Origin of the sequence: Ciceribacter sp. RN22 (assembly GCF_024054295.1) — a bacterium.
Lineage (GTDB): Bacteria > Pseudomonadota > Alphaproteobacteria > Rhizobiales > Rhizobiaceae > Allorhizobium > Allorhizobium lividum.
In genome coordinates this window covers 1,205,661-1,228,002 of record NZ_JAMXLD010000002.1, presented here as the reverse complement: position 1 = coordinate 1,228,002, position 22,342 = coordinate 1,205,661, and the positions used below count along the sequence as shown (strand labels likewise).

17 protein-coding genes are annotated in these 22,342 nt (G+C 64.0%); 5 read left to right on the top strand and 12 right to left on the bottom strand.

Features of this window, described 5'->3' with window-relative positions:
- Nucleotides 1-12: 12 nt before the first annotated feature.
- Complete coding sequence (locus NHF53_RS20750) at nucleotides 13-2,001, bottom strand: GumC family protein (RefSeq protein WP_252835846.1); 1,989 nt, start codon at nucleotides 1,999-2,001, stop codon at nucleotides 13-15.
- A gap of 320 nt (nucleotides 2,002-2,321) precedes the next feature.
- Here NHF53_RS20750 and NHF53_RS20745 point away from each other — a divergent pair, with 320 nt between their 5' ends.
- The gene (locus NHF53_RS20745) at nucleotides 2,322-3,488 is read left to right on the top strand and encodes a glycosyltransferase family 4 protein (protein WP_374591285.1); all 1,167 of its coding nucleotides are present in this window, start codon (nucleotides 2,322-2,324) and stop codon (nucleotides 3,486-3,488) included.
- A gap of 24 nt (nucleotides 3,489-3,512) precedes the next feature.
- Here the strand turns inward: NHF53_RS20745 and NHF53_RS20740 are convergent, their stop codons facing one another.
- A complete protein-coding gene (locus tag NHF53_RS20740; RefSeq protein WP_252835845.1) occupies nucleotides 3,513-4,523 on the bottom strand; it encodes a glycosyltransferase in 1,011 nt (336 codons plus the stop codon).
- 180 nt (nucleotides 4,524-4,703) lie between these two features.
- Between NHF53_RS20740 and NHF53_RS20735 the strand changes: the two genes are divergently transcribed.
- Complete coding sequence (locus NHF53_RS20735; RefSeq protein ID WP_252835844.1) at nucleotides 4,704-6,236, top strand: polysaccharide biosynthesis C-terminal domain-containing protein; 1,533 nt, start codon at nucleotides 4,704-4,706, stop codon at nucleotides 6,234-6,236.
- Between the two features lie 32 nt (nucleotides 6,237-6,268).
- Nucleotides 6,269-8,062, top strand: coding sequence for an alpha/beta fold hydrolase (locus NHF53_RS20730; RefSeq protein ID WP_252835843.1), 1,794 nt, complete (start codon nucleotides 6,269-6,271; stop codon nucleotides 8,060-8,062).
- A 22-nt stretch (nucleotides 8,063-8,084) separates the two neighbouring features.
- On the opposite strand, the gene NHF53_RS20725 is transcribed toward NHF53_RS20730, so the two are convergent.
- From NHF53_RS20725 to epmA, 7 genes are all read right to left on the bottom strand, one after another.
- On the bottom strand, nucleotides 8,085-10,556 hold the full coding sequence (locus tag NHF53_RS20725; RefSeq protein WP_252835842.1) for a glycoside hydrolase family 2 protein: 2,472 nt from the start codon (nucleotides 10,554-10,556) through the stop codon (nucleotides 8,085-8,087).
- A gap of 12 nt (nucleotides 10,557-10,568) precedes the next feature.
- Complete coding sequence (locus NHF53_RS20720; protein ID WP_252835841.1) at nucleotides 10,569-11,534, bottom strand: DUF1839 family protein; 966 nt, start codon at nucleotides 11,532-11,534, stop codon at nucleotides 10,569-10,571.
- A gap of 7 nt (nucleotides 11,535-11,541) precedes the next feature.
- Nucleotides 11,542-12,450, bottom strand: a complete 909-nt coding sequence (locus NHF53_RS20715; RefSeq protein WP_252835840.1) for an amino acid--[acyl-carrier-protein] ligase — start codon at nucleotides 12,448-12,450, stop codon at nucleotides 11,542-11,544.
- Between the two features lie 5 nt (nucleotides 12,451-12,455).
- Nucleotides 12,456-13,637, bottom strand: coding sequence for an acyl-CoA dehydrogenase family protein (locus tag NHF53_RS20710; RefSeq protein ID WP_252836028.1), 1,182 nt, complete (start codon nucleotides 13,635-13,637; stop codon nucleotides 12,456-12,458).
- Entirely contained in the window at nucleotides 13,637-13,888 is a 252-nt protein-coding gene (locus tag NHF53_RS20705; RefSeq protein ID WP_252835839.1) for an acyl carrier protein, read from the bottom strand. The genes NHF53_RS20710 and NHF53_RS20705 overlap by 1 nt, the downstream gene beginning before the upstream one ends.
- A 193-nt stretch (nucleotides 13,889-14,081) precedes the next feature.
- The gene (locus tag NHF53_RS20700) at nucleotides 14,082-15,134 is read right to left on the bottom strand and encodes a lysine-2,3-aminomutase-like protein (RefSeq protein ID WP_252836027.1); all 1,053 of its coding nucleotides are present in this window, start codon (nucleotides 15,132-15,134) and stop codon (nucleotides 14,082-14,084) included.
- Nucleotides 15,131-16,192: an EF-P lysine aminoacylase EpmA gene (gene epmA / locus NHF53_RS20695; RefSeq protein WP_252835838.1), complete on the bottom strand. Its 1,062-nt coding sequence runs from the start codon at nucleotides 16,190-16,192 to the stop codon at nucleotides 15,131-15,133. Before epmA ends, NHF53_RS20700 begins: the two co-directional genes overlap by 4 nt.
- Before the next feature lie 143 nt (nucleotides 16,193-16,335).
- Here epmA and efp point away from each other — a divergent pair, with 143 nt between their 5' ends.
- Nucleotides 16,336-16,905: an elongation factor P gene (gene efp / locus NHF53_RS20690; RefSeq protein ID WP_114364722.1), complete on the top strand. Its 570-nt coding sequence runs from the start codon at nucleotides 16,336-16,338 to the stop codon at nucleotides 16,903-16,905.
- Nucleotides 16,906-16,979: 74 nt separating this feature from the next.
- On the opposite strand, the gene NHF53_RS20685 is transcribed toward efp, so the two are convergent.
- Together NHF53_RS20685 and NHF53_RS20680 are read right to left on the bottom strand one after the other, a co-directional pair.
- Nucleotides 16,980-18,464, bottom strand: coding sequence for an NAD-dependent succinate-semialdehyde dehydrogenase (locus NHF53_RS20685; protein WP_252835837.1), 1,485 nt, complete (start codon nucleotides 18,462-18,464; stop codon nucleotides 16,980-16,982).
- Entirely contained in the window at nucleotides 18,464-19,747 is a 1,284-nt protein-coding gene (locus NHF53_RS20680; protein WP_114364720.1) for a 4-aminobutyrate--2-oxoglutarate transaminase, read from the bottom strand. Before NHF53_RS20680 ends, NHF53_RS20685 begins: the two co-directional genes overlap by 1 nt.
- A gap of 157 nt (nucleotides 19,748-19,904) precedes the next feature.
- On the opposite strand from NHF53_RS20680, the gene NHF53_RS20675 reads away from it, so the two are divergent.
- The gene (locus NHF53_RS20675) at nucleotides 19,905-20,738 is read left to right on the top strand and encodes a MerR family transcriptional regulator (protein WP_114364719.1); all 834 of its coding nucleotides are present in this window, start codon (nucleotides 19,905-19,907) and stop codon (nucleotides 20,736-20,738) included.
- Nucleotides 20,739-20,819: 81 nt separating this feature from the next.
- On the opposite strand, the gene NHF53_RS20670 is transcribed toward NHF53_RS20675, so the two are convergent.
- On the bottom strand, nucleotides 20,820-22,244 hold the full coding sequence (locus tag NHF53_RS20670; protein WP_252835836.1) for an efflux transporter outer membrane subunit: 1,425 nt from the start codon (nucleotides 22,242-22,244) through the stop codon (nucleotides 20,820-20,822).
- Nucleotides 22,245-22,342 lie beyond the last annotated feature (98 nt).

Here is a 22,342-nt window from a genome sequence, read left to right as displayed (position 1 = left end):
TGACGTCATGGCCTAGGCCTCCACCAGAACGGTTCCGAGGACAAGGCTCCGCCTCTCGCCGAACGAATTGACGAATGCCGCCAGGTCGTCTTGCGTCGTCTCTCTCGCATCGATGATCGGCACGAGGGCATCGGCGTGGTTCATCAGTGAAGGCAGGAAGTCGGTGGCCTGCGTGCCGCAGGCGTTGACGATCACGAAACGGTGGCTGCCTTCCTCCGACATGGACCGGCCGGTTCCCCGGCGGGCACGGAAGAGATCATATCTCAGGAGATCGCCGAAAGGACCCGAGTCCTCGCGTTCGCGCTCGAGGGCGCCGCGCAGGCTCGGACGACCGAACCGCGTGGATCGCGGCGACCGGTCGGCGAGATCTCCGGGGGCGTAGAGAACGTCGTGGCCGAGGTCGAGAAGCGCCTGCACCGTGTCGGCGACGATGCCGGTTGCTTCCCGCATCGGCTTCGGAGTCGAAAAGAGTACCATCGCGGGCACGCGTGTGCCGAGCCTCTCGACGAGCTGCCCGGCAAGCGCACGGATCGCCGGGTGGCTCTCGCCGAGTGGAAGCGGTGGCTCTTCGATCGAGCGCCCCAGAAGCAGCAGCCGGCGAAGCAGAGGCGTTTTGGCGGGCCGGCGCGGCATCCTGATCCGCGCAAGCACGGGAAATCCGGTCCGCTTGCCCAGGGTTTCGGCGGACGGGGTCTGCCGCACCAGCAGTTCGCGCAGCACGGCCAGCGCACTTCCCAGCACGAAGCCGAAGAGAGAGGCCGCGGCGAGAATCATCAGCTTCAGCACGGTGGAGGATTTCGGCATCGGCACCGCGGCGGTGATCACGCGGGAATTGTCAGTGTTGACCGATTGCTGCTGCCCGAGTTCCTCGGCGCGGCTGAGGAATGCCTTGTAGAGGGTGCGGACTGCGTCCGCCTCGCTTTCGAGCTGGCGCATCTTGATCTGCGCCGCACTGCTGTCGAAACTTGTGGCGCTCATTTTCTCGAGCTGCGCGGTGAGAGCTTTCGTGTCTGCAACAGCGCGCTCGTAGCTGCTCTTCATGGACTGGCGGACGCGGCCGAGCTCCAGTTCGATCGCGTTCTGCATGTTGGCGATCTGGGAATTGATCGCCTTGATCTGTGGGTGATTGACGCCGAGGCTGGTCGCAAGCTGGGAGCGGCGGTCGAGCAGGTTCACGTAGCGGTCACGCAGGAGACCGATCGACGTCGACTGCAGGACTTCGGGAATGGCGCCGGACTCGATCGCCTCGATCGTAAGCTTCTTCGCCTGCTCGTAGATCGTCCGCTGCCGCTCTTCGACCGCGCGGGCATCGATGAGTTGCTGGTTGAGGCCGGCCACCTGCTGGTCGATGACCAGGCCCTGCTGCCCGGTGCTTACGAGGCCATTCTCCGCCTTGAACTTCTCGACGGCGAGTTCGGCCTTGAGCACGCGGTCGCGCAGCTCGCTCGCCTGCAGCTGGAAGGAACTGCTGGCACGTCGCGCGGCACTTGCCCGGGCCTCGTCGAGCTGGCGCAGATAGACGGTGGCGATTGAATTTGCAATGTCGGCCGCGGTCGCGGCATTCGGATGCTCAGCGCTGATCGAGAAGACGAGCGACTGGCCGGCACGCTCTATCGTCACATGCGCCTTGAGGACCGTGACGACGGCCATCAGCCGATCACGATCGTTCTTCGCCTTCTTCACCGCCGCGGCGAAGAACGGATCCTTTACGAGATTGAGCTTGTCAGCGACCTCCTCGAGCGTCGCGCGCGACTGCATGACATAGATCTGGCTGTCGACGGCAGGCTGGTCCTGCGGAACCGGCGTAGCCGCGTTGACAGGGTCCGCGCCGCCGGTGACCAGACCCTTCGGGTCCAGGAGGAGCTCGGTGGAAGAGGTATAGAGCGGTGTGAGGCGCAGGACATAGACGAAAGCGAGCGCCAGGCAGACGATCACGGTGAGGATCACGTAGTGCAGGCGGCGTCTCAGGATTCCCGGTAGTTGAAAAATGTCGATGTCCATTTTCCTGCCCAAGACCGCGTCCGGTCAGAGATTGTCGTTTCCGCAGCCTCCGGACGATCAATCCGGTGCGGGTTTGCGATCCCGCAGGACACAACGAGCGGCCGGTATCGGGAATGGGGCCTATGGGCGAGGGCTTCCGGCAACCGCAGTGGTCAAGACAATCCTCGCAGATCATGGTTAACGGTTTCTGAAGGGCCGGAGCCCGGCACCAGCGGCGGCGAGATGCCGGACATACGCGATCTTAAGCTTTTCGCGCTTTCAATTCGCCCGAACAGAAGATCGGCATGAAGCCGATCTTCGCAGCGCCGGAAGGAAGGGTGATGGAGGCGAACGACGAAACGATGTCCGCTTCTGCGCAGCGCGACGGGCGAGCGCCTCTGGTGGTCCAGGTCGTCCGGCAATATGCGCCCGGCCGCGGCGGCCTCGAAGACGTCGTCGGCAATCTCAGCCGTCTTCTGCTGGCGCGCGGCTACCGTGTCCGCGTCGTCACCTGCAACAGCCTCTTTACCGATCGCGAGCGGCTGCTGCCCGCATCGGAGGTGATCGACGGCGTCGAGGTGGTGCGCGTCCCCTGGTCCGGCAGCACCCGTTATCCAGTCGCTCCGCAGGTGCTGCGGCACATCCGTGACGCCGATCTGGTGCATGTCCATGCCGTGGACTTCTTCTTCGACTTTCTCGCCGTCACGCGTCCTTTCCACGGCAAGCCGATGATTGCCACCACCCATGGCGGGTTCTTTCACACAAGGAAATATGCGGCGATCAAACGGCTCTGGTTCCGCACGCTGACACGGCTCTCCTGTCTAGCCTATCGCGCCGTCGTCTGCTGCAGCCGCTCGGACCTCGATCTCTTCGACACGATCGCGGCCGGTCGCACCGTTCTGGTCGAAAACGGTGTGGATACGGAAAAATTCGCCGGTCTCGCCTCCTCTCGACCGACGCGGCGGATGATCACGATCGGCCGCTTTTCCGTAAACAAGCGGCTGGAGCGGCTTCTCGACGTCACGGCCCGTCTGGTCGAGAAGGATCCAGACTGGCACCTCGATATCGTAGGTTCTCCGTCGGACCTGACGGAAGCCGATCTGCGCCGGGAGATCGCCGCCCGTGGGTTGGTGGAGCATGTCGGCCTGCACGTGGCGGTGCCGAACGAGACTGTACGCCAATTGATCGCCGGCGCATCGATCTTCGTTTCCGCTTCCGATTATGAAGGCTTCGGCCTCGTCGCCGTCGAGGCTATGAGCGCCAGCCTGTTGCCGGTTCTCAATTCGAACGAGGCCTATCGCAACCTTGCCGACAAGCACTCCGTCATCCGCCTTGCGGATTTCGACGACGTCTCAAAGGCTTCCGAGGTCGTGGAAGCAGCCTTGGCCGACCTCATATCCGACCCCGAAGCGACGCGACACGCGCTCATCGCGGCGGCGAGCAGTTACTCCTGGGATACGGTGGTCGGGCATTACGACGCGGTTTATCGCGACGCCCTGGCGGAGTGACCCCGCCACCGGCGCGGAAGCCGGTCAGCGGACGGCTTGCTGATAGATGCGAAGATGCTCGCGGGCGATGGCATGCCAGTCGCGTGCCGCCATTTCCCTTTCGAGGACCAGCGGTGAACGTACCCGGGGAGCGTCGCCATGTACGATCTTCCCGATCATGCTCGCCGCGTCCTTGGGTGTGGTGACGGGATACGTGACCTCGGCAAGCCATTCGGGTGTCCGCTCGGTGTGAGTGGTGAGCACGCACACACCATGGTCGAGGCAGGCGAGCGCCGAGCCGCGCTTGTTCGAAACACCGTCCGGGAAGGGCAGAAGGGCGATGGTCGCCTCGCTCAGCGTCTCCGAAACCGCCTCCGGCGGCAGGTTCAGCCTGAGCTCGATGCCGAGGCGTCTTGCCGAGTCCCGTACATAGTCCACGAAGTCCGTGTCGGTTTCGACGAGCGCGCCGATCATGTGGGCCTCGGCGAGCGAGCCTCCCTCACGCATCCGCTCGATCGTCTCGATGAAGAACTCTATTCCCTTGTTACGCGAGATCTGCCCGAAGTAGACGATGCGTTCCCCGCCGCCGGGTGCCTTTTTCGCTGCAAGTCTCGGGATGTTGTTGCCGATCGGAACGACCATCAGGCGCTTGCGGGACCATGGGAAATAGCGCGCGAAGAGGGTTCTCTCCTCGTCGTTCGAGAAGATGACCGCCCTGGCGAGCAGGCTCGGCAACAGGAACACCATCTTGCGCAGGATGTGGAAGATCCGGAATTCGTGCAGCGTGACGAAGGTGTTGGGCAGCAGCAGCGGCAGGAACCCGGGCGACGCCGACTTGCCGATGCTCAGCGACGGATACTGCAGGTGAAAGGCCACGTGCCTCTTTCCGGCATAGCGCTGCCGGATCTCCAGGATGTTCCTGAGAGACCAGGAATCGAGGTACTCGACCGTTACCGAGGCGCCGACGTCCCGCAGCGCAGCCGCCAGCCGTCCCGTGTAGTCGGCGACGCCGCACATCCTGTCCTGGGCCGAAGCTACGAGAAAGACGATCTGCAAATGACACCGCGACAGGTTGGCAGGAACATGGGGAAGGGATATCGGATCCCGCTTAAATCTCCGTAAAGCCGCCAATCGGCGGCCGGACAAGATGGAGGGTTCCTTAAGCATTTTCTGGCTAGAACCAGACGAATGCATCGCAGTCCCATGACGGTTTCCGGGCGGATAGAAGATCACCATATGGCCAAGAGTATCGTTGCGAATTCGGCATTGAATGCTGCAGCCGGGCTGTCTCTTCTTCTCATCGGCTTTGCCTGCTCTATCATTACCGCGCGTCTTCTCGGGCCCGAGGCGAACGGCATCATCGCCTTCTCGCTCTGGCTTGCCGTCACGGCCTCGCTGGTGGCCGAGCTAGGAACCGGGGTCATGCTGCTCCGCCTGCTCCCGCAGTTGAAGAGCCAGGGCTACTCGCCGGTGGATCGGCGTGGTTTTGCCGCCTATCTGCTTCGCCCCGTCGTCGGATCTACCCTCCTCCTGGCCGCGATTTACGCGGCGGTGTTCACGCTGGCGGAGTACGAACACTGGGCGACCAGCGCGCCCATCGTTGTGGTCATTACCGGTGCGCTCTTCGTCATCCAGTCGATCGGCTCCTCTGCCAAGAACTACCTGCTCGGCGAACAGCAGGTCGGGACCTTCTTCCGGCTCTCGGCCGCCTCCGGCCTCCTTCAGCTCTTCGGCGTTGCGGTCGGCGCGGTGTTTTTCGGCATTCCCGGTGCACTCATCGGCTACACGCTCGGTTTCACGGTCCAGTTCACCTACGCGGCCGGCATCCTTTCGGTGCGGGCGAATAACTGCGGTATCTCGCCCCGCTACCTGTTCGGCTCGTCCATGCTGCTCTCGGTGCAGTTCATCGTCGATTCGATCTTCCTGAACCGCGTCGAATTCTTCTTCCTGGAGCGCTATTCGGGTGTCGCGGTCGTCGGTTTCTATGCCGCTGCGATGTCGCTCGCCAATCTGGCGCTGCAGCTGCCGGTACAGCTCACCGGCAGCCTCGTGCCCTATTACTCCGAGAAGCTGCAGGACCACGGCGGCACGACGCTACCGGCCGCGGTTTTTGAAGCCGTCATCCGCAGCCTCTCCTACATCACCCTGCCGCTGAGTTTCGGACTGGCGGTGATCGCGCCGCGGCTGATCTCCACGATCTTCGGCGAGGCGTTCGCGCCTGCCGGTCCGGCACTCACCATCCTTGCGCTGGTCACGCCGGCCAACGTGCTTGGCCTCATCTGTACGCAGTACCTGTTCTCTCTTGATCGGGTGCGTGAGCGCCTGATGATCGGGATCATCGGTGCGGTCGCGATGGTGGTCGGGGCCTTCCTCGTCGTCCCCTCCTACGGGGCGGAGGGCGCGGCGGCGGTGCGCTTTGTCGTCTTCACGCTGATGAGCGCGCTGATGATGCGCCGGCTGACATTCGAACGCTCTCTTGCGAGACTTTACTGGAACCTGTTGCGGATCGCCCTCGCGGCGGCGGCCTGCGCCGGTGCCGCCTCGCTGGTACTCGCGTTCATTTCGGGTTTTGTGGGTCTTGTCCTTGCGATCTCTGCGGGCGCGCTGTGCTACATCGTCGCACTGCGGCTCTTCAGGGCCGTCGCCCTTGAGGACTACGCTGTCATCGAGAGCATCGCCCGCCGCTTGCCGGGCGTCGCAGGGATCGCAGCGGCTCGCGTGGTGGAGCTGGTATTTGCGAACCGGGGTCCTCGCAACGGGGAACGTTGATTCCGGGTGAGAGTTTTGGGGGAGTTCTATCCATGAAACAGCAAACGAGCCTGCCTGCGGCTTCGAGCGGCGGCCCGTCGGCAGCGAAACCGGTTGCCTTCTCTGAAACGATCGGGCTCTTCATGCCTGCCGACGGACAGGTCGCCTCCGACATCGGCGTCCTGTTCGTGAGTCCCTGGGGCCTTGAAGAGATGTGCCTGCGCAAGTTCTGGCGCATCGTCGCCGACGATCTCTCCGCATGCGGGGTCGCGAGCCTGCGTTTCGACTATCCGGGGACGGGCGATGCCCTCGACAGAAGCGATTTCTCAGGTGGGCTGACGATATGGGAAGACGCCGTAGTGGCAGCAGCGGGTCGGCTCTCCGCGCTCTCCGGCTGCTCGCGCATCGTGGTCGTCGGGCAGGGGCTCGGGACGGCCATTGCGCTCAGGGCAATCCACCGCCTCGACGGCGTGGCCGGCTTCGTCGCGTTGGCACCAGTGACATCCGGTCGCGCCTATCTGCGGGAAATGCAGATCTGGGCGAAGATGGTCGAGGAAGGGCTCGGCATCGCCAAGGAGCACCGCGCTACCGAGGGTATCGTCATCGCCGGCCTCGCAATGCCGGAGGAAATCGCTGTCGATATCCGGAAGTTCAGCCTTGCGACCCTGGGTGAGAAACCCGCGCCGCAGTGCCTCGTGGTGAAGCGCCCGGACCGGCCAGGCGACCAGGAGTTCGCCGCCAAGCTTGCTGCAATCGGCGCGGTGGTCGCCGACGCCGATTATCAGGGCTATGACGATCTCGTCTCCAATCCCGCGACCGCCGTGATGCCGCAGGCGGTGCGGCTGGCCGTGGTCGAGTGGATCTCGAACCTGGCCGCAGCGCTGCCGGTGCGGACCGCCAAGCCGTGGCTCGCGTCTGCCGAACCCGCCGTTCTCTGCGGCCCCGATTTTCGCGAGGAAGCCCTTAACTTCGCTGAGGGCGGAAGGCTCTACGGGGTACTGTGCGAACCGCTCGGTGAACGGAAGGGCGCGACCGTCCTGCTCGTCGGCACGGCCTACGACCGCGCTGCCGGCTGGGCGCGTTCCGGCGTTCGTCTGGCACGCGATCTCGCTGTGCAGGGCATTCCGTCATTGCGCTTCGACACGGCCAATGTCGCCGATAGTCCGCCCGTGCCCGGACTGCCGGATCAGGTTCTCTATCACGAGGCGCAATCCAACGATGTCAGTGCTGCACTCGACGTCGTCGAGCGACGTCATCTGCTGCCGGTGGTCGCCACCGGACGCTGCAGCGGCGCCTATCTTGCCTTCCGCAGCGCCTTGCAGGATGCCCGTATCGAAGGTGTCGTCGCGGTCAATCCCTTCGTCTTCTACTGGGACCCGACGCGGGACATCGATGAATCACTTCGTTTCATTCCCCGCACGCTCGGCGACTACAAGGGGCGCCTCCTTCAGGGAGAAACCTTCCAGCGACTGCTGCAAGGTCGTATCGACATCGCCCGCGCGGCGACCAATATCGGGCGGGCTCTCGGGCGTCGGCTGGCACGGCATGCGATGCCGCTCGTCCACATGCTGCCCCAGAACAGGGTCATGCGACGGGAGGTGGTCGGCGCATTCCACACGCTGTCGGACAGGGGCGTGCCCGTCGCGCTTCTCTACAGTGAGAACGACGTCGGCCTCGATCATTTCGCGGAGCAGTTCGGCAGTTCGGCCAGGGGATTGCGTCGCTACAAGAACGTGGACCTTACCATTCTGGAAGGCGCCGATCACAACTTGACGCCGGAGCCTGCCCGGCTCTCCTATTTCGAAACGCTGAGCGCCATCGCGTCTGCCCTCGATCCGCAGGCGTGAGCTGCTCCCTCGTCGCGCCCCGTCAGAAATGGAGTGTGGCCGGCGTCCCGAGCTGCGTGACGCTGCCGGTCGGCTTTTGGTCGCGGGTCGTTGCCGCGCGCGGCAGCAATCGTACGCGTTTTACATGGCCCGGCGCCAGATGGAACCAGTCGTCGTCGGCTCGGTAGCCTTCGACCGCGACGTGGACGGACTGGGCGAGGCGATCGGTCCGCAGTTCCAGCAGCCAGTCCTCGTCTTCATCGACAAGGTCGGCCGAGATTTGTGCCTCATGCCATGCGGCGGCGCGACCGAGCGGGAAATGAAAAGCCTCCGCGAGGAGGTTCCCCGAGGTTTCGTCTACGAGGCGTGCGACGGTGACGTCATGCGAGGGAGGTCCGAAGCGGAAAGCGTAAGTGGTGTCGAAGAAGGCGCCGAAGAGATCGGTACAGGGTATCGAGACCGCGCCTCTCGCCGGCAGCGTCAGGTTTCGCCCGCCGGCAACGACCTGCTGGCGCCCGTCGCGCAGGCAGGAAACGGACAGCGATGCGGTTAACGGTCGCGAGCCCTCGTTCAGGACGTGAACGTCGAGACCGTTCGTCCCTTCATCCGTGAAAACGACGTTGACCGGACGGAAGGCGCGCTTCAGCGCATGCCAGACCGGTTTCGGTTCCCCGGTGGAATCGACGATGCCCCATCCCGGACCGGGAAGCAGATCCTGGAAGGTCCAGACCAGCGCGCCATTGCAGGACGAGCCCGGACGGCGCCATTCCGCGAAGGTTTCCGTGACGATCTCCGCGGTCACCGCGCGCGAGAGCGCAAGGTAGAACGCAGGGTTCTCGCGGCGAAGGCGGGCAGGGTCTTGCCCGTATAATTCCCGCAGATAGTGATCGCGGATGTCCTCGAAATCCCATGATGCGCCGCGGTCGCGCGGCACGCGCGCCTTCCAGCGGGGATAGTGAACCGGCGCGACCGGCAGGTGGCGGTCGAGGGTTTCTTGCTGCGGCACATGGGCGAAGGCGAGACATTCGGCGGCGAAGCGCACATTGGCCCGCCGCGCATCTTCGAGCGGCCGGCAATAGGCGCCGACACCATAGTAGTGCGTTACGCCGGCATTGGGCGAGAACGGCATGGCGCCGCCGCAGGGAGAATTCGCCACATAAGGTACGTCGGGGCGCAGGGTGGCGGACACCCGCGGCAGGATCTCCTCCGTCAGCGGACCTTTCCATGTGCCGGCGGGCAGTCCCATCATCGCGGCCTGCTGATAGATCTCGCTGCCGCCGCAGAGTACCGCAAGCGAGGGCGTTCCCTGAACCGATGCGAGAAACTCTCTCGCCTCGCGCTCCACATGGGCGGCGAAGGCGGGATCGCCCACCGGGTAATCGTAATTGGCGAACATGAAGTCCTGCCAGACCATCAGGCCGAGCCGGTCGCAGAGACGGAAGAAGTCCGCCGTCTCGTAGGCCATGGTGCCACCGATGCGGATCATGTTCATGTTCGCTTCCGCGGCCTTGGCAAGCCAGGGCGCGTAGCGCTCCGCCGTGCCGGGCAGGCTGACGATGTCGGCACTGGTCCAGACGGCGCCGCGACAGAAGACGGGTTCGCCGTTGACCCGCAAGGCAAAGTCATGGCCGTCTGCACCACGCTCCACCGTGATCCGCCGGAAGCCGACCGGGCCGATCGATAGCCGGAGCGGACCGCTGACGATTTCGGCGTCGTGCAGGTTTGGTTTGCCGTGCGTGCGCGGCCACCAGGCGGCGATGCCGGGAATATCCAGCCGTCCGCGCCAGATCCCGTCGGCATCCCGGCGAAGCGGAGCCTCGTGTCCGCCACAGGCGATCCGGGCATCGGCACCGAGATCGTCGCTCGTGTAGGAGACGTCCAGAATGCCGGAACCGTTTTCGTCGAGATCGGCGGTGAGCCGCAGGTCGGAGAGGGTGATGTCGGCGGGGCGTATCAGTTTGACGGGCCGCCATGGACCGATCGGGTGGATGCTCGGGCACCAGCCGGGCATATGGCCGAGCAAGGTGGTGCGGATGAGCCGCAGGCCCTGATGGTCCATCATCTGCGGGCGCCAGCGGGCTCGGGGACCGCGCTTGTCGAGATGCGGTTGCAGGGCGCGGAAACAGATCGCCAGTTCGTCACTGCCGGTGATCTCTATCGGCAGGTCGTGCGCCTCGAACATGCTCTCCGAGGTGAACGCCTGTACGCCGTTCACAAAGATCTCGGCGATCGTCGCGAGACCTTCGAAGCGCAGGATCGCCGGGCCGGGCGCCTCGCCCGCGAGCGAACGGAAATACCAGGCGTCCTTGCCGTGCAGCGGTTGCGGCGCCGAAGGATCGAAGAGGCCGGCGGCTGCCAGCGCCTGTGCGACGGTGCCGGGCACCGGGGCCGAAAGGCGGGCGGCGTGGCCGTCGATCTCGGATGGATGCGAATAGCGCCCGCTCTCGGTCAGGAGCAGGGTCCAGCCGCCTTCCAGCGAACGTTCATCCGCGCCGGGATAGATGCGATCCGCCATCGTTCGGCTCCTTCAGGCAAGCTGCCTGCCCAGTCCTTCCATCAGGCTGTCCCATGCTTCCGCAGCCGGTGCAAGCGCGCCGGCCAGCGGGTCGAACTTGCGCCGGGCGACGGCGCGGGCGAGCTGGAACTGGACGGATTTCGCCGTCTCGGAGATCTTCAGCGCCTGCTGGCGTTCGTGTTCGGTCGTATTCGGAAGCAGCCACTCGAGATGGCTCGCCAACAGTTCGAAGTTGGCTCCAACCTGCCGCAGCGTGTTGAATGCATACTTATGGAAGAAGCCGAACGGGCGTTCCGCGATGGCTTCCACCTGCTTCGGGAAGACCGTCGCGAAGGCAGCGATCGGATTGGTTGAGGGACGCCGCGCGAGGTGACGCCGTATCAGCGTGATCGCGACTTCGCGCGTGGTGCGCTCGTCCGCCCGCTTCTCCGGGAATTTGACGAACTCCGTATAGGGCAGGAAAGGTAGTTCTTCCTGGCAGGCGCCGCGGTGGAAGAGGCCGTCGAAGTCGTCTCCCTCGACATGGAAGAAGCCGCCGTTGTGGAAATAGTCCATGCTGCGGTTCGCCGGGTCGAGGCGGTTGATCGCGACTGTCGTCTTGCCGTGCTCCTGGCGATAGCCGACGCCGCGGGTGTCGGGCATGAAGAAGCTGTCCATCTCGACCAGGCAGAGCCGCCCACGGGCGATCTGTTCCGCGACATGGGCCTCGACCGTATCGAAGATCGCAAGCTCCGTGCAGCGGATGCCGTAGAGGCCTTCGAGATCCTCCAGCGGCACCTTGAAGAAGGTGAACTGGTCGCCTTCGAAGTCCTGGGTCAGGGTGAAACCCAGCATCGCCTCGGGCGCGAGCCCGAGCGAGGTCAGCACCTCGATCCAGAGATCGACGTAGCAGTTGGTTTCGGGCCATATCCGCTCACTCGCGTGAAGGGCATGCGGTGTGTAGCCGGCGGGATCCAGCCCGGGAAAGACGGCAGCCATCAGCAGGTCAGCCCCAGAGCGCCCGGCGTACCGACGCCGGCCATTGTTCGGTGTCGAGGCCGTGGTGATGGAAGAGCGCCAGCGCGATGCGCTCCAGCCCGAAGCCGACGCAGGCGGTGTGGGCGACGGAACCGTCTTCGAGGTTCAGGCCCCACTTGGTACCGAACGCGTCCTGATGGTAGTTGAAGCTCATGCAGGCGGTCGGGCTGGTCGTCGAGGTGATCGGGATCAGCAGCTCGAACTTGAGGTTCTGGTCGCGCTGGTTGTTGGCGAGCATCTTGCCCGCGCGGCCGAAGAAGGGATCGTTCGCGACGTCGATCTCGACCGGCAGCCCGACTTCCTTCATCATCTCGACACCACGATCCATCCAGGTCTGGCGGAACTCGGTGACGTCGGCCTGGGTCCCCATGCGAACGTATTCGCGCATGCGGAACAACTGCTGGCGTGCCGGGTCGTTGGAGGGCTCGTGGCGGAAGCAATAGGACTGCAGGTCATAGAGACCGCCGCCGGCCGGCAGGTTGCCGCGCTTGGCGACCGTCGGATAAAGCGGGTAGCAGGCCGCCGGCGTCAGCACGATATCGGTCGCCTTCTGCTCCGCGGTCCAGTCTTCGTCGGCATCCATGCATTTCAGCAGGCTGATATGATCGAGCTCGTTGCCGCAGAAGCTGTGCACCGTGCCGGCGAGCTGCGGGAAGCTCCGCATGTAGCCGCTCTTCTCGAAATAGGCGCGGTTCATGCCGGGCGGGAAGCGGATCGCTTCCGCGCCGTCGGCGCCGCCGAAGCGATCGATCAGCCGTTCGAAGGCCGCGATCACGTCTTCAAAACGGCCGCCGCGGCCGTAGAGTCCGTCGACGCCGGTCTCGATGAGGAGGCCGGACTCGAACAGGCGGTCGAGGAAACTTCTCTGCATGTCCATTGGTCTCACCCCAGCAAGCTTGTTTCTTGTTTGTGCACCAGAAGCATGTTCGACGTATTTCCGAGGATGCGGTCGTTGGAAATCATCAGCTGTGCCGAATGGGCGTCGCGCAGGTGGCGTCCGAGGCTGTAGGGCGTACCGTTCTTGTAGCCCATGATGCCGCAGATACGCATGGCCTGGTTGATGATCGGCAGGATCCTCTCGGAGGAGGCGATCTTGACGTTGTTCATCGCGACGGCAAAGCCCATGGACGACAGGCGATCCTGATCTTTGCAGGCGTCCTCATAGGACCGCAGTCCGCCGACGATGTTGGACCTGACGGCCTGAAGCTGGCTCGAAAGCTCCGCGAGCTGGACGAGGCCGGGCGGCTGCGTTCCCGGTGCCTTGCGGGCGGCTGCGCGCACGAAGTTCTGGGCGCGCGTGAAGGCGTCGAGCGCGATGCCGTACCAGACTGAGCTCCAGAGGAGATGGGCGGTCGCGAGCATCGACTGCGCGGCGATTTCCGCGAACGGATGGGGCAGGATCTGTTCGGCGGGTGCCTCGCCCCGGAACATGAAGCCGTCGGAGCAGGTGCCGCGCATGCCGAGGGTGTCCCAGACATGGGTCTTGTCGATCGTGTACTGGTCTTTCAGGAAGACCGTCATCACCTGGTCGGAGGATGCCGCGTCCTTGTGGCTGCGCGAGGTGATCAGGATCGCATCGGCTTCGACGCCGTAGGAAATCACGGTCGCATCCTTTTCGAGGAAGCAGCGGCCGTCCTTCACCTCGATGGCGCAGATGCTGTTGCGCAGGTTTCCGCCGATGCCGGCTTCCGTGGTGGCGGAGCCGAGCAACAGCTGTTCGGCGGCGATGCGGCGCATGAAATTCCGGTGCCAGTCGGCGTCCTTACCGTGCGTGACGAGGCTCGAGGTCTTGATCTGGTGCATCGCGAAGATCATCGCGCTCGAGGCGCATGCCTGCCCGAGCGTCGAGCAGAGTTCGGCAATTTCCGAAATGGAAAGACCTTCGCCCCCGAGCTCTTCGGGGATCATGATGCCGAGCAGGCGCTCGGCCTTCATTGCGTCGACGGCTTCTTTCGGAAACCGGCTGTCGCGATCGACCTCGTCCGCATAGGCGGCGGCGACCGTCGCCACGTGATTGACGCGGCTCTTCAGGTTCTTCTCGGATGCGGTGGCGGAGAGGTCCATCATGCGACCTTTCTGTCGGCTAGGATCGTCTTCACCGTGTTCTCGATGGCGGCAATGCTGGCGAAGGATTTCCGGTTCAGCAAATGATCCGGAAACTCGATATCAAAGGCTTCTTCAAGTCCGAGCATGAGCTGGACGGACGCGAAGGAAGAAAGTCCGGCGGCGTAAAGATCGCCATTGTCGTCGATCGTGTCGATCGACACAGGCAACCCACCGAATTTTGCGAGCAGAGCCCGAATTTCTCCGTTCATGTTGTCCCCTTTCCCAAGATATACTTCTGATGACAGTTGTTTTGCGTTCTACGGATGAAAGCATAAGATTCCGCTAAACGCCGTAGTTAAACAAAAATGACCACAAGAATGGTCGCCGCCGACCGTCGAACGAGCCCTTCCTTCCTTCCCGGAAAGGAAGGAAGTCGTACTTTACCTCGCCCGCGACGTCTTCTTACTTCTTTACCGGATAGGGGTGCGTGTTCCCCTGCGGGTCAGTGACGCAGTAGCCGGCATCCGGATCTCCGGCCAGGGCCCGCTCGCTGATCTCGATCTTACCGTGGCCGCCGGGAATGTCGAGGATATAGGCGGGAATGCAGAGGCCGGAGAGACGTGTCCTGAGCGCGCGCACGAGCGCCTGACCTTCCTTGATCGACAGCCGGAAATGGCCGGTGCCGGGTGCGAGGTCCGGATGATGGAGGTAATAGGGCTTGATGCGGTTCTCGACGAAGGCGCGCATCAGCTCATCGAGCACCGTCACGTCGTCGTTGATTCCCTTCAGGAGCACGGTCTGGCTGACCATCACGATCCCGGCGTCGACCAATCGGGCGCAGGCGTCGCGCGCCGGCGCGGAGAGTTCGCGCGGATGGTTTGCGTGAAGGGCGACATAGACCGTCTTGCCGCCCTGTTTCAGGGCGTCGATCATTGCGGCGTCGATCCTTTCCGGGTCGACGACCGGCACGCGGCTATGGATGCGGACGATCCTCACATGCGGGATCGTCGCCAGCTGCCGCATGATCTCGGTGAGACGCCGGGCCGAGAGGACGAGCGGGTCGCCGCCGGTCAGGATGACCTCCCAGATCCCGGTGTTCGCCCGGACGTAGTCGAGGGCGGCGGACAATTGCTCGGCGGTCAGCGTGCCGTCGCCCTGCGGACCGACCATCTCGCGGCGGAAGCAGAAGCGACAGTAGACCGGGCAGACATGCACGACCTTCAGCAACACCCGGTCCGGATAGCGATGGACAATGCCGGGAAGCGGCGTGAACGGCCGGTCGCCGATCGGATCGTCCCGTTCCTCCTCGGTCCGGACGAGCTCGGCGGCGGTCGGGACGAACTGTGCGGCAATCGGATCAAGCGGATCCGACGGGTCGATGAGGTCCGCCATCGCCGGAGTGACGGCGATCGCATAGTGCTCGGCGGCGGCGGCAGCGGACGCTTCTTCCCCGGCTGCAAGCAGGCCCGCCGCGACGAGCTCGTCGACGGTCGTGATGCTGCGGCTCGCCATCAGCCGATCTCCGCGACCGGAGCCCACAGGACGTGTTCGATCCGCGGTGCGCCGGTTGCGAGCATCACCAGTCGGTCGAAGCCGAGTGCGATGCCGCTTGCCTCCGGCATGATGTCGAGAGCGGAAAGGAAATCCTCGTCCAGCGGATAGGTCTCTCCGTAAACGCGCTGCTTCTCCATCATCTCGGCCTCGAACCGCCGACGTTGCTCGGCAGCATTCGTCAGCTCGCCGAAGGCATTGGCGAGTTCCACGCCACAGGCATAGAGTTCGAAGCGTTCGGCGACCCGGGGGTCCCGGGCGGAGGGGCGAGCAAGTGCCGCCTCGCTCACTGGATATTCATCGAGGATCGTCGCCCGGCCGAAGCCGAGGTTCGGTTCGATCTTCTCGACCAGCACGCGGCTGAAGAGATCGGCCCAGGTGTCGTCCTCGGCGACGCGGATGCCCGTCTTGCGCATCTCGGCGGCCAAGCGGTCGCGATCGGTCGCACCGCTGTCTTCGACGGAGCCGAGCAAGTCGATGCCGGCGAAACGGTCGAAGGCTTCGGCGACGCTCAGCCGTTCCGGTTCGAGGAACGGGTCGACGGTGCGCTCCCGCCAGGTGAACGCACGGCTCTTCGTCGTCTCGGCTGCAAGCGCCAGGATGTCGGCGCAGTCGGCCATCAGCTGCTCGTAGGATTCCCCTGCGCGGTACCATTCGAGCATGGTGAACTCGGGATGGTGCAGGGGACCGCGCTCGCGGTTGCGATAGACGTGGGCGAAGCAGGCGATGCGCTTCTCGCCGGCGGTGAGCAGCTTCTTGCAGGCAAATTCCGGAGACGTGTGGAGAAAGAGCGGCGCCGATCGCCCGTCCGGTCCGGTCGCGGCGGTCGCGAACGCATGGAGATGCGCCTCGTTGCCCGGGGAAACCTGCAGCGTCGCGGTATCGACCTCGATGAAGTCACGCTCGGCGAAGAAGACGCGCAACTTTGCCTGGATCGCGTTGCGCCCGAGGAGAAACGGGCGGCGATCGGCATGAATCGACGGCGTCCACCAGGCCGGTGTGGCGGTGCTTCGGCCGTTCATCGCGTCTTTCTCGAAGGTTGTTGCATCGCGGGCTGGCAATTTAGCGGATTTTGGGTTAGTTGCGCCCAGGAAAAGTTTCGAAGATGTCCCGGGGCGGATCGGCGTCCTTTACGACGGGTCTTTCGCAGATACAAGGAATTCCAATGGTCAAGATTATCGCCTCCTCCGTCCGCAAGGGCAATGTTCTCGAAGTCGACGGCAAGCTCTACGTCGTGCTCACCGCCGAAAACTTCCATCCGGGCAAGGGCACCCCGGTCACGCAGGTGAACATGCGCCGCATCGTCGACGGCGTGAAGGTATCGGAACGCTGGCGCACCACCGAGCAGGTCGAGCGCGCCTTCGTCGAGGACCTGAACTTCCAGTATCTCTACGAGGATGGTGAAGGCTTCCACTTCATGAACCCGGAAACCTATGACCAGGTCGTCGTCGACGTGGAAACCATGGGCGACCAGAAGGCCTACCTGCAGGAAGGCATGACCTGCGTTCTGTCGATCCACGAAGGCGTTCCGCTCGCCATCGAGCTTCCGCGCCACGTCACGCTCGAAATCGTCGAAACCGAGCCGGTCGTGAAGGGCCAGACGGCATCGTCCTCCTACAAGCCGGCGATGCTCTCGAACGGTATCCGCACCATGGTGCCGCCGCACATCGACGCCGGCACCCGCGTCGTCATCGCGACCGAAGACAACTCCTACGTCGAGCGCGCCAAGAACTGAGGCTCGCATCAGCCAGAATGCAGAAAGCCCCGGAATGGTGAGGCCATTCCGGGGCTTTCCTGTCTCAGTATGTCTCAGATCTCGATGCCGAGGCACATGTACTTGATCTCGGTATAGTCATCGATCCCGTACTTGGAGCCCTCGCGGCCAAGACCGGACTGCTTGATGCCGCCGAAGGGGGCGACCTCGGTGGAGATCAGGCCGGTATTGACGCCGACCATGCCGTATTCCAGGGCTTCCGCGACGCGGAAGATCTTCGAGACGTCCTTCGAGAAGAAGTAGGAGGCAAGTCCGAACTCGGTGGCGTTGGCGAGTTCGACTACTTCCTCTTCGGTCTCGAACCTGAAGAGCGGGGCCACCGGGCCGAAGGTCTCCTCGACCGCCACCTTCATCTCGGAGGTCACGCCGGTCAGGATGGTCGGCTGGAAGAACAGGCCGCCCTGTTCGGCCGCCTCGCCGCCGATCGCGACCTTGGCGCCCTTCGAGACGGCGTCGGAGACGTGCTCCCTGACCTTCTTCAGTGCGTTCTCGTCGATCAGCGGGCCGGTGGTCACGCCTTCGGCGAAACCGTCGCCGACCTTCATCTTCGACACCCGTTCGGCAAGCTTGGCCGCGAAGGCGTCATAGACGCCCGCCTGCACATAGAGCCGGTTGGCGCAGACGCAGGTCTGGCCGGCATTGCGGTACTTTGAGATCATGGCGCCCTCGACGGCGGCATCGAGGTCCGCGTCATCGAAGACGATGAAGGGCGCATTGCCGCCGAGCTCGAGGCCGAGCTTCTTGATCTGGTCGGCGCCCTGACGCATCAGGATCCGGCCGACGTTCGTGGAGCCGGTGAAGGTGAGCTTGCGCACCTTGTCGTTGTCGCAGAGCTCCTTGCCGACCATGGCGGCGTCGGTCGCCGTTACGACGGAGAAGACGCCGGCCGGGAGGCCGGCCCGTTCCGCGAGGATCGCGAGCGCCAGTGCCGAAAGCGGCGTCTGTGCGGCCGGCTTCGACACCATGGCACAACCGACAGCGACGGCCGGCGCCATCTTGCGGGCCAGCATGGCATTCGGGAAGTTCCACGGCGTGATCGCGCCGACGACACCGACCGGCTGCTTGATCACGAGGATCCGCTTGTCGGGCTGGTGACCGGGAATGGTGTCGCCGTAGACGCGCTTGGCTTCCTCGCCGAACCACTCGACGTAGGAGGCGCCGTAGAGGATCTCGCCGCGGGCCTCGGGCCAGGGCTTGCCCATTTCCATCGTCAGGATGGTGGCGAGGTCGTCGGCATTGGCGACCATCAGGTCGTAGAGCTTGCGAAGCACCGCAGCCCGTTCCTTGCCGGTCTTGCGGGCCCAGGCCTTCTGCGCCTTATAGGCAGCGTCGATTGCGCGGGTCACCTCCACCTTGCCGAGGTCGGGCAGGGTGGCGATGACTTCACCGTTCGCCGGGTTCGTGACGTCGAAGGTCTTGCCGCTCTCGCTCTGCGAGACCCAGTCGGCGCCGACGAGGGCCCGATCCGTCGCAAGCGACGGATCCTTGAGCCTGGATGCAAGGCTGTTCGAAATGGCCATTACTTTGCCTCCTCAGCGCATTCGCGGATCGAGCTCTCGATCACGTCGAGCGCTTCGTTGAAGACCTCGTCCTGGATCGTGATCGGGGCCAGGAAGCGGACGACGTTGGAGTAGACGCCGCAGGTCAGCAGGATGACACCCTTTTCCAGAGCCCTCAAGCGAACCGCATTGGTGAAGTCCGCATTCGGCTTGGTCGAGCCCGGTACGGCAAACTCGACGGCGACCATGAAGCCGGGCCCGCGAATATCGGAGATCTGGCCTACATCGGAGCGCAAGGCTTGAAGGCGCTGCTTCAGGCGGGCGCCGAGCTGGTTGGCGCGATCGCAGAGCTTCTCCTCCTCGATAACGTCGAGCACGGCGTGGGCTGCGGCGATCGCCAGCGGGTTGCCGGCATAGGTGCCGCCGAGGCCGCCCGGTCCGGGGGCGTCCATCAGTTCGGCGCGGCCGGTCACTGCCGACAGCGGGAAACCGCCTGCAAGACTCTTCGCCATGGTCATCAGATCGGGCTGAACATCGTAGTGTTCCATGCCGAACAGCTTGCCGGTGCGGGCAAAGCCGGTCTGCACTTCGTCGGCGATCAGCAGGATGCCGTGCTCGTCGCAGATCTGGCGCAGCGCCTTCATCAGTGCGCGCGGCACGTCATAGAAGCCACCTTCGCCCTGAACCGGCTCGATGATGATCGCGGCGACACGCTTCGGATCGACATCCGCCTTGAAGAGCTTGTCGAGAACGTCGAGCGAGGTCTCGACATCGATGCCGTGCAGTTCGATCGGGAAGGGGACGTGGAAGACGTCGCCCATCATCGAGCCGAAGCCGACCTTGTAGGGGACGACCTTGCCGGTCAGCGCCATGCCCATGAAGGTGCGCCCGTGGAAACCGCCGGTGAAGGCGATCACGGCCGAGCGGCCGGTGGCGCAACGGGCGATCTTGACGGCGTTCTCGACCGCTTCGGCGCCCGTGGTGGCAAAGATCGTCTTCTTCGGGAAGTCGCCGGGAACAAGCTTGTTGAGCCGCTCGGCCAGTGCGACGTAATTCTCGTAAGGTACCACTTGGTGGCAGGTGTGGGTGAAGCAGTCGAGCTGCTTCTTGACCGCGTCGATCACCTTCGGATGGCGATGGCCGGTGTTGAGAACGGCGATGCCGCCGGCGAAGTCGATATAGCGGCGTCCTTCGACGTCCCAGACTTCGGCATTCTCGGCCTTTGCCGCATAGACCTGGGTCGTCATGCCCACGCCACGGGAGATGGCCTCGTTCTTGCGGGCTGAGATTTCGGAGTTTTTCATCGTCAAAAATTCCTCTGGTGAGCGTGTTGGCCTTCGACGCGGCCTTTGGGCGATCGCAAAGCTGCAATATTTCCTACATTTTTTCTGTAGACTTGCAATATGCTTTATCGCAATTATCACGCATGGCAGCGACACCGGGAAATGGAGCCCGATCCCCATGGACGATATCCGCTTCAGGATCGCCGAAGCCGCCCGTATGGCGGGGGTTTCCCCGTCCACCCTGCGGCTTTGGGAAACGCAGGAACTCATAAGGCCGATCCGTACACCGTCGGGGCAACGGCTCTATGACCATGAGCTCGTCGAACGGCTGAAGACCATAGCCTGGCTCCGCAGCGAGAAGGGGCTCAATCCCGCCGCGATCCGTGAGACGCTGCGGGAGGAGGGGATGGCCGAAGAGGAAGACGTCGACGCCGGCGTTTCCGGCGAACCGGCGGAAGACGGGGGAGAGATGCCGATCGGCTTCAAGATCCGGCATCTGCGGCGACAGGCGGGCAAGACGCTCGAGGCAATCGCACAGGCGACCGGCGTGTCGATCTCCCAGCTTTCCACTTTCGAGCGGACGTCACAGGGCCTTTCCTTCACAGCGCTGCACGCGGTCGCCACCTGCCTCGGAACGACCATCGCCTCGCTCGGCGGTCGGGAGAAGCAGGACGCGCGGGAATCGCTGATCCGCGACGGCAAATGGCCGAGTTGGCCGACGACGGCATCCGGTGTCACCATCCAGACCCTCGCCGAGGGCAACAACATGATGGAGTGTCACCGGTTTCAATTGGCGCCCGGCGCATCGAGCGAGGGGGCCTATCAGCATGAGGGCGAGGAATTCATCCATGTCCTTGCCGGCAGCCTCGCCATCATCCTCGATGGCGACCAGTTCTTCGATCTTCATGCCGGCGACAGCTTCTATTTCGAAAGCCGCAGGCCTCATTCCTGGCGGAACAGCTTCGACGGCGAAACGGTGCTCATCTGGATCAACACGCCGGCGACCTTCTGAGCGCCTGACCCGAAGACAGAAACACCCGGCAACCACCTAGGTTGCCGGGTGTCGAAGCGTGTTTCCGCTCGGTGCTCTGGCCTACTTCTTGGCCGCAACCTTCACCGGCTTGTCGAAGGCATAGCCGCCGCCGATCGCGACGTTGAGCGTGACGTAGTCGGCGGCCATCTGCTGCACCGCCTGGGCGAGGTTCGCCTGCGCGGTGGCGACCGAACGCTGCGCATCGAGAACGTCGAGCAGCGAAGACGCGCCGTCCTTGTAGCTCGCCGTCGAAAGCGACAGCGCTTCCTCATAGGAGCGGACGGTCGCCGTCAGCGCACTCACCGTCCGGCTGTCGCGGTTGACGGCCGCAAGCGCATTCTCGACTTCCTCGACAGCGTTCAGCACGGTCGCCTTCCAGGCGAGATACTGTTCGCGTGCGCTCGAGTTGGCGATATCGACATTGGCCCGCAGGCGTCCGCCGTCGAGGATCGGCAGCGAGAGGCTCGGGCCGAAGCTCCACGAGGTGACGCTGCCGCTCAGAGACTTGGTCGACAGGAAGGACGGGGTGATCGCACCGCCGAGCGTGATTGTCGGATAGAGCTGGGCTTCCGCGACGCCGATTTCGGCGACTGCCGACGCCAGGTTACGTTCCGCCTGGCGGATGTCGGGACGGTTGCGGATCAGGTCGGCCGGAACGCCGGCATTCACGCTGCGGCGCGCGAACGGCTGCGGTGCGCCCTTCTGCAGATCTGCAACGAGGGAAGAGGCCGGTAGTCCGAGCAAGGTCGCGATGTGGTGCGCCGACTTGCGGAAGTTGGTCTCATAGCCGGGCAGTTCGGAAAGCGTCGAGTTGACCAGGCCTTCCGCCTGAACGACGTCCAGACGCGAAGCCGCCCCGGCCTCGAGCTGCAGCTTGGTGAGCTCCAGCGTTTCCCGGCGTGAGGCGATGTTCTTGCGGGCGATCGCCAGCCGTTCCTGGTAGTAGCGGGCACTGATATAAGAGGTGACGAGATCCGAGAGGTAAGTGAGCCTTGCGACATCGGCGCTCGCATAGGCGGCGTCTACCGATGCTTCCGCGCTTTCCTTTGCGCGCTTGTACTGGCCGAACAGGTCGAGAAGCCAGGATATGTTCAGGCCACCGCTCGCAGTCGACAGGGTGTCGGAGGTACGGCTCTTGTAGTCGCCGGTCCCCTTGGTGCGGCTCACCGTTTCGTCGGCGGACCCGGTAAGGCTCGGCAGGGCGCCGGCACCGGCGACGACGACGTTCGCTTCGGCCGACGTGATGCGCTCCATCGCCTGCAGGATGTCGAGGTTCTGTGAGAGACCTTGTTGGACAAGGCCGTCGAGGCGGCGGTCGTTGAAGGCGGTCCACCAGGGCGCCATGGTGACGTCGCCGGCGCTTTTGGTGCTGCCTTCGCCGAACTTCTGCGGCAACGGTGTTTCAGGTGGCGTATGCTCGGGGCCGGAAACGCATCCGGCGAGGAAAAGCATGGCAAGTGGCGCGGCTACGCGAATGGACTTCATTGTGTGATCCTGTGAATACACTCGTGTTGTCGGCGCGGGGGAGGTCGGGAACGACCGCTGTCCCCCGCCGCCAATGCTTGTTCAATTCCGGTGGAATC

Coding starts and splice junctions, on each gene's coding strand:
- NHF53_RS20750 (WP_252835846.1), bottom strand. CDS start 2,001: ATGGACATCGACATTTTTCAACTACCGGGAATCCTGAGACGCCGCCTG.
- NHF53_RS20745 (WP_374591285.1), top strand. CDS start 2,322: ATGGAGGCGAACGACGAAACGATGTCCGCTTCTGCGCAGCGCGACGGG.
- NHF53_RS20735 (WP_252835844.1), top strand. CDS start 4,704: ATGGCCAAGAGTATCGTTGCGAATTCGGCATTGAATGCTGCAGCCGGG.
- NHF53_RS20730 (WP_252835843.1), top strand. CDS start 6,269: ATGAAACAGCAAACGAGCCTGCCTGCGGCTTCGAGCGGCGGCCCGTCG.
- NHF53_RS20725 (WP_252835842.1), bottom strand. CDS start 10,556: ATGGCGGATCGCATCTATCCCGGCGCGGATGAACGTTCGCTGGAAGGC.
- NHF53_RS20720 (WP_252835841.1), bottom strand. CDS start 11,534: ATGGCTGCCGTCTTTCCCGGGCTGGATCCCGCCGGCTACACACCGCAT.
- NHF53_RS20715 (WP_252835840.1), bottom strand. CDS start 12,450: ATGGACATGCAGAGAAGTTTCCTCGACCGCCTGTTCGAGTCCGGCCTC.
- NHF53_RS20710 (WP_252836028.1), bottom strand. CDS start 13,637: ATGGACCTCTCCGCCACCGCATCCGAGAAGAACCTGAAGAGCCGCGTC.
- NHF53_RS20705 (WP_252835839.1), bottom strand. CDS start 13,888: ATGAACGGAGAAATTCGGGCTCTGCTCGCAAAATTCGGTGGGTTGCCT.
- epmA (WP_252835838.1), bottom strand. CDS start 16,192: ATGAACGGCCGAAGCACCGCCACACCGGCCTGGTGGACGCCGTCGATT.
- efp (WP_114364722.1), top strand. CDS start 16,336: ATGGTCAAGATTATCGCCTCCTCCGTCCGCAAGGGCAATGTTCTCGAA.
- NHF53_RS20685 (WP_252835837.1), bottom strand. CDS start 18,464: ATGGCCATTTCGAACAGCCTTGCATCCAGGCTCAAGGATCCGTCGCTT.
- NHF53_RS20680 (WP_114364720.1), bottom strand. CDS start 19,747: ATGAAAAACTCCGAAATCTCAGCCCGCAAGAACGAGGCCATCTCCCGT.
- NHF53_RS20675 (WP_114364719.1), top strand. CDS start 19,905: ATGGACGATATCCGCTTCAGGATCGCCGAAGCCGCCCGTATGGCGGGG.
- NHF53_RS20670 (WP_252835836.1), bottom strand. CDS start 22,244: ATGAAGTCCATTCGCGTAGCCGCGCCACTTGCCATGCTTTTCCTCGCC.